The sequence below is a fragment of the Longicatena sp. genome, assembly GCF_982403165.1.
The window spans coordinates 1-7,323 of the sequence record NZ_CEVYEL010000088.1 but is presented as its reverse complement, the minus strand read 5'-3'; the positions used below and the strand labels follow the sequence as shown (position 1 = coordinate 7,323).

The 7,323-nt window shown below is 38.6% G+C and carries 4 protein-coding genes and 1 pseudogene; all 5 read left to right on the top strand.

Translation table 11 applies throughout. The features are described from left to right. Positions 1–551 precede the first annotated feature (551 nt). Positions 552–1,652 carry a SpaH/EbpB family LPXTG-anchored major pilin gene (locus tag AC1VS3_RS12380; RefSeq protein ID WP_481275670.1) on the top strand — a complete coding sequence of 367 codons (1,101 nt, stop codon included), beginning with the start codon at positions 552–554 and terminating at the stop codon, positions 1,650–1,652. A gap of 12 nt (positions 1,653–1,664) precedes the next feature. Further along, positions 1,665–1,895 (top strand): annotated as a pseudogene (locus tag AC1VS3_RS12375) (prealbumin-like fold domain-containing protein); the annotation flags it as partial. A 6-nt stretch (positions 1,896–1,901) separates the two neighbouring features. Beyond that, positions 1,902–2,099, top strand: a complete 198-nt coding sequence (locus tag AC1VS3_RS12370; protein WP_481275671.1) for an LPXTG cell wall anchor domain-containing protein — start codon at positions 1,902–1,904, stop codon at positions 2,097–2,099. Positions 2,100–2,149: 50 nt separating this feature from the next. Continuing rightward, positions 2,150–2,914 carry a pilin N-terminal domain-containing protein gene (locus tag AC1VS3_RS12365; protein ID WP_008690356.1) on the top strand — a complete coding sequence of 255 codons (765 nt, stop codon included), beginning with the start codon at positions 2,150–2,152 and terminating at the stop codon, positions 2,912–2,914. Further along, positions 2,904–7,323, top strand: a 4,420-nt coding sequence (locus tag AC1VS3_RS12360; RefSeq protein WP_481275669.1) for an SdrD B-like domain-containing protein, incomplete at its 3' end; no start/stop codon positions are given. The genes AC1VS3_RS12365 and AC1VS3_RS12360, both read left to right, overlap by 11 nt.

Here is a 7,323-nt window from a genome sequence, read left to right as displayed (position 1 = left end):
AGCCCCTTGGGGCGATTACGTAAAAACCACCAGCTAAGCTGGTGGATATTTATTAAAAAGGAAGAATAAAACTAATATTTGAAATGAATATATCGATAATAAGTGTTTGATAAGGAATTTCGAAAAAAAATAAAATTAATTTCTATATGATAGGTATGTTATAAACAATTGTCTTTATTCCTTAAGTATCAAATATCATGAAATAAGCATTTTTTTATTTACATATGTTTGCTTTAGATATGGTTATTCACTGCGTTGAATTTTCTAGAAATTCGCCTTATAATTTTAATGAAAAGATACATACAACGAATAAACAAATACAAAATATAACTTTTATGTAAAAACATTTTTCTACATTTTTCTTCGTATAGCACTATAATTCACATAATTTCGCAAGCTGATCATGATACGTATAAACAATATTGTGGCTATAAAAGGACTTATTGGTTCTTTTAAAGATAAAACGATATTCATGATGTTGGTAACAAAGCTATCCTTTGACAATATGCATTTATGCCAGTCAGTGAATATCAGAAAATGGAGAAAACAATATGAAAAAGAAAAGGATGAGGCATTTATTGACAGTTATTGTTTCTGCGGCGATGATACAAGGATTGTTTGCTTATGCTCTGCCATTAATGGCAAAAGAAACATCTTTCCAACAAGAAACAACAATTACGCAAACATCAGGTTCGCTTACCCTTCATGAGCATGATAGCGAGGGAAATCCCTTAGCGGATGCCTCTTACAGCATCTATAAAATCATGCGTTTTGAACAAGAAAGCACTTCGCGTTTTGTTATTGAGGAAGCTTTTCAAGATGTTTTAAAAAATGTTACACCAGATGCTTTAGGTAGTTATTCTACAACACAATTAGAAAAGCTAAGCCAACAACTTACCATAAAGGCGGAACAATTTCCTCCTTTAGCTACTGCTACTAGCGATGGCAGTGGCACGGTAAGTTTTAAAGATTTAAAGCTTGGCTATTATCTAGTGATAGAAACAAAAGCTCCAAACAATTACATATTAGGTAAACCTTTCTTAATTGCCATCCCTTCAACAAATAACTATCAAAATCATGAGGAAGGTAGTGCATGGGTCTATGATGTGGAGGCATACCCGAAAAATGAGATAGTAACCTTTGATAAGACCATTACCGATGCCAGTGATGGCTCAGTTAAGATAGGCGATTATGTACCATATCAAATAAGGACCAGTATGCCTGATTATGACGCTAGTTTCTTTGGCAATCCCACACCGGCGACCTTCATAATCATCGATACGATGGAAGATGGTTTGGCCATCCAAAACGATGCCAAGCATCCAATCACGGTAAAGGTGAATGATAAAGAAATAGCAGAAGGCTCAATGACCTATAGGATAAGGGCAGAGAATACGGCAGGGGAAGAAGCCGATTTGCACATTAGCTTCGCCGAAGATTTTATAAAAGAAAACGGAGGGCAACCAATCATTGTCACCTATGAAGCACAGGTAACAGAGAAAGCCAAGCAAGGCCAGGAAGGAAATCAAAATGCCGCAAGCTTGCAATACAACCACAAAGCAGGAGAAATTACAAACAGTGAAAAAGCAATCGTAAAGGTGTATAGCTTTGGAATTCAGGTAGAAAAGTTCACCAATGAAGGAAAGCCATAAGCATTAAAAGGAGCAGACTTCACCTTATTAGCAGCTGATGGTAAAGAAGTGTTGAACAATGCAAGTACAGATGACAAAGGAATTCTGAACTTTCATAATCTGGATGCAGGTACGTATTATCTAAAGGAAACAAAATCACCAACTGGCTATACTTTATTAGCAGAACTGATTAAGGTGGAGATTATCGCTGATGTAGATAGTGCAAAAAAAGCAACTGGTAGCTTTACATTAAAGGTAAACGATAAAGAGATCACCGATACAAGCGGAACCTTTATCACAAAACTGGATAACGATAGGGGAATTGCTAGTATTGCCATAGAGAATCATAAAGGTTTTACTTTACCATCTACTGGAGGAACAGGTATTACGCTTTTTTTGGTAATCGCTAGCGTAGGCATCTTAGTCATCAGCATGGTGATGGTGAGTAAGAGTAGGAAACAGGCATAGTGATAAAATGCAATAAATCAAAATAATAGAAAATGAATGAGGTAAAGCAGATGAAAAAAAGAAAGAGAGCATTACAAAAAGCATGTAGCCTGTTCATCATGTTCATGTTGACACTGACAACGCTAAAGGCAGTCGGAGGAACGATCGACATTCATCTAAAGGATTTTCCAAATGCAGAGAAAGCCGGTGTCACATTCACGCTGTATAAGGTAGGAAGTATGAGCGATGATGGAAAAGCAGCGCTGCATGAGAAATATGATATGCACTTACCGGATACGGCTGAAGAATTACAAAAGGTCGCAAAAGAGCTTACCCAAAAGACAGATAAGGAAACCATAGGAAAGAGAACAACAGATGAGAAAGGATATCTGTCTTTTACCAATATTGAAAATGGTATCTATTTATTGGTGCCATCCGATATGGAATCTTATGGCACGATTGATCCTTTCATTGTGACCTTGCCAATGTATGAGGAAATAGCGAATGTTATTCAAGGTCCAAGCTATTATCTGCAGGTAGAACCCAAAGCATCACCAAATGAAGCAGAAAAACCTAATTTACCAGTAGACCCCGAACATCCAAACAAACCGATAACTCCGGAACATCCTGATATCCCAACACAACCCAATAAACCGGGAACATCCACAAGCACGACAGATAAGAAGGAGGAACCAAAGAAGGAAACGACATCCACACAGACAGGAGATACAACACACAAAGATCTGTATATCTTGTTCATCATGCTTTCCACTCTTGGCATGTTTATCTTATACAACAAGCATAAAAGAGGAAGTGAACTAGACGATGAAAAATAAGAAAAAACAATTTGCGGCAATCTTATTAGCTGCATCCATGCTCTTTATAAATACGAATACATCTCTTTATGCCAAAGAAGAACCAAAGGCAAAACCGGAAGCTGCTCAGGAAACAAAAACCAATAGACAGCCTGCTACCACTATCTATGCCCCTACCCAACAGCCTTTATTAGGAACGGCTCCATTAAAGGAAGAGACGCCAAAGGATACCCCTGTCAAAGAAGAGCCAAAGACAGAACCAAAAGAGAGAGCTCTTTATACAGATGTAAAGGGACAAGTGTATCTAGACGATAATAAGAATGCCAAAGTCGATAAAGAAGAAAAAGGACTATCCGACATCGAAGTGCGCTTATATAAGATTAAAGAAGGCAAGCCAGAAAAAGAAGCTGCCTATCATACCCTGACAAACATCAAGGGAGAGTATGTCCTAGAGGAAGTAGAACTAGGTAACTATAAGATCGAATATAAAAGTGTCGATAGCGAAAAGAACCTAAAAGAATATACGATCATCCAAGAGAAAAAAGATGAGAAAGAACCAGTAAATAAAAAAGCAGAACCAAAACTAGTGGAGAAGAACAAGGAATACCGTATCGAGCAAGAAGATGTAGAACTCAAAGAAGGCAGTAAACTAGAACTAGCTTTATTTAGAGTAGAAGCGTTTGAAGAAGGAAAAGAAAGAAGACAAAAACAAGAAGTAAATAAGGAAGCTTCTAAAGCCGACAACCCGGTGAAGCAGGAAACGCGAAAGCAAAAAGAGACCGCGAATAAGAAAACAGAAACGAATACAACGAAGAAAGCAGAAGTCAAGCAATCAGAGAAACAAGAAGAAAAAACAATTCGTCATAAAATCACTAAAATAGAACCACTAATGACTACAGCGCAGTTAAACAAACTAAACAGTACAAAAGTAGGAGCAGCCAATGCACAGGATAGTGATTTCATAAAAGCTTTGTATGCAGTTTTAGATAGCGAAGACTGGGCATTCAATGCGTATTATGTAGGACAAAATGATAAATATCATGTAGAGAAGACAAATGATTTCTCATTGAAATACCAGATAGAATTTCACAATAATCGTGATATAGAAAAAGGTAGTGTTGAAATACGTATACCGGCTACATTGTCTAACGATAGGGATCACAAAGGAATCCTACCTACCAGCATCGCAATACCACAGGGAACCTTAGATGCTCCGGTAGAAAACAGAATCACACCATTCAATTATTATCTGGATGAAGATACCAATGAGCTTGTGTTCTTTAACTATAAAAAGATCACATCAGGTTCCAATGTGGCATTTCAGGTATTGTATAAGAATCTACAAATCATGGAATTCGTAGATGATAGTACATGGAGCTTAAAACCAACCGCCACTGTGCAATTTAAAGATCAAAAAGAAGAAAAGACAACGCCTCCTTTAACGGGACATATTGATTCACAAGTTAAGCTTTCCAAGGTCACAAAGACGCCGTATACCTTAGGGGCTAAAAGCTATTACCCAGGTATTTATACCGAGAAACAACTGGCTAGCATCGTAACGAGCCTGCCACAAGAGTACAAAGGTGATAACTTTACCAAGTATAAATATGTAGCTTGGCAAGTGCAGGTCACAGGAAGTGCAACTCAGCCATGGGAATTATACCTAAAAGATATATCAAATCTTGAGGGCAAAGTAGTTGGCTTCAATCGAAGCTACAACAAGATAAATTATCGTGGAGATAGTGCTTATTATAAAATTTCCGATATGAACAAAGATAAGCTAATACACTATGATAATCAATATGGGTATATCCTAGTAGTCGTTGCTTATCCTGCTGATAAGATCCAACCGAATACCTTGATTGAAAATACAGTTGAAGTCGTATTACATCCATATGATAGAGTAGATGAGGATCTAAAGCTAACAAGTAAAGCAAATTGGGTATATCGTGATTATGCATGGAACTACAAAGGCGATATCATCGGTGTCGATAAGAGTGGTGGAGGTACCTATAAAAGCTTTTTGGAAGCCTATAAAGCCGCAAGAAAACAAAATACCGATATTGGTGACATTCCATTTCACGTAAACAGTTCAACACGTGGCTATAAGCTCACCCATCATGCATCCAATGAAGATGGTAAATTAGGTGAACGTATCGAAGGAGCCAGCTATAAGATGACGACCGTCGATGATTTTCTCTATGCCTATCCAAATACCGGTTCAACAGACAGTTACAAGATCTTAGATGGAGATGATTACTACTATAGTCAGGTAAGCATCAAGCAAAACGATACCGGATATGATCCTTGGGAAGACAGCGAGGCAAAACCGGAAGAATCAAAGGATACCATCGTTTATGCAATGTTCAAAGGCAGCACAGTATGGGAAGAAGTCAAGGTTATCCCATGGAATGCTAGCGGAACGATGTCTTATACCTTTACAGAAGAACAGATCAATAGAAAACCATGGAGGGTAAAGGTAGAACATGAATCTGTTAATTACCTTTCCACATGTTCAATCGACCTAAAAGTACGTATCCAGCATGATTCGCCGGCCTTTCAAGAGCTGGTAAAAGATGAGGATAATGAGCAGATGCTCACCTTAGAAAATATTGCCGGTGTCATGGGACAAAGCTTACAAGATGGCAAGGAGGAAGGCTATTTTCACGATGCTACGATAGGTTTTAACTATGCCGAACCAGAATTAAAGGAATTGAGCGAAGCATTGTATGGTACTTTACCGATGCGTGATAATGCATTTGCTTATCTGACCTCGGTACAGAAAAATGCAGCATCTTATAAATATGGAACGAGCTGGAATGATGCAGGTACCGGAAGGGTACATCTGAAATACGATATCATGGCATATGATGGCTATGAACTATATGGTTCAGAAGCTATTGATTATCTAAAGGCAAATCTGGTCCGCTCACCGGGAAGAAAAGATGTCGTCTTTTATGATCTGTTGCCATATGGCGTAAAGTATGATCCTAGCGTAGAGATCATTGCAGGACGTGTAAAGACAACAAATGCTATGACATGGATGTATGAAAAGAGCTGGGATACCAGTCAGGTCAAGGTCAGTGTCGATTCTAAGGAAGATATCATAACGAATTATCGTGGAACGGGAAGAATGATGGTCAAGTTCCATATCCATTATGATGGTGCAGATCCATCAGGCTTTTATGATTCCATGTGGGCAGAAAGCTGGGGCATCAGCTTTGGTGCGTACTATGAATGGAAGGATATCGACATCAGCAATGCGGCAACGAATATTTCTGCGTTCATGCCAGAAAAAGAGGATAATGAGCCATTGTTAGGAACAGATGATCAGGTCATGTTGGATAATGGAAGCGATTATCCTGATACCTTATCAAAAGATGAATACAAGGTTTTGGGAGAGGATATTGATGGGGATGGTATAACGGATGAAAGAACGGTATTGTATGCCAACACCAGCGTCAATGATGATATGGCAATAGCCAATAGTGATACTATCGAGAAACTGGTAAAAGCAGATAATGACCGCTTCGGGGTCTTCTCAGAAAGTGCCATCGTAGCACCAAAAGAAGGCTATACCTATGAAATAACGGTAAGGAATGCACAGGATACCTTAAAGAATATCGTCGTATATGACCTGTTGGAGGATGCCCCAAAGCATCGCTCACAACAGGAGAAGGATAAGCACTTTGAAGATAACTGGTGGTATGGAACCTTTGATGGCATCATCACGACAGGCTTAGAGAAAGCAGGGATAAAGCCTGTGATCTATTACAATGCAGATAGAGATGCAAGAATATCAACAGAGGAAGAGCTTCCAAATTCTATATTGACGAAAGAGAATGGCTGGTATACAGAAGAAGAGTGGTTGAAAGATCATAAATTTGCGGATGTCAAGGCAGTCGCAGTAGACCTAAGCAAGAAGATGAATGGTGATGATTTTGAAATCGTAGATATGGGCTCTGTGAGCTTTCGGATACATATGATCTCACCAAATGAGGATGAATCCAAGGTAGATGCCGACCACAGCAATACAGCCAATAAGAATGACACGGCTGTCTATGCTTATAACAATTCTGCCTATTATTCAGAAAAAGTAGGAACCAGTACAAAGCATACGGTCATCGGGAATTCTGTACAGGTATCACAACATGAATTAGAAAAAGTAGAGATCGTAAAAGCATTTGGTGGCGATGTACCAAAAGAAAAACAAAATAGTGAGTTCCGCTTTATCGCAAGCTATAATGGTTCTACCTATGCCACACAAGAATATCAATTATTTAAGAAGATAGATGGAACTTGGGAACGCCAAGGAACCAATCGTGTCTATGCGACGGAAGCAGATGGCAGCTTTTATCTGCATGCGGATGAAAAAGCGGTATTCGATGTCAAGGATAAGAATCTGTTGACGGTAGAGGAAGAAGAAAATC

Excerpts from the sequence above, each read along its gene's own strand:
- AC1VS3_RS12380 (WP_481275670.1), top strand. The coding sequence starts at position 552 with ATGAAAAAGAAAAGGATGAGGCATTTATTGACAGTTATTGTTTCTGCG.
- AC1VS3_RS12365 (WP_008690356.1), top strand. The coding sequence starts at position 2,150 with ATGAAAAAAAGAAAGAGAGCATTACAAAAAGCATGTAGCCTGTTCATC.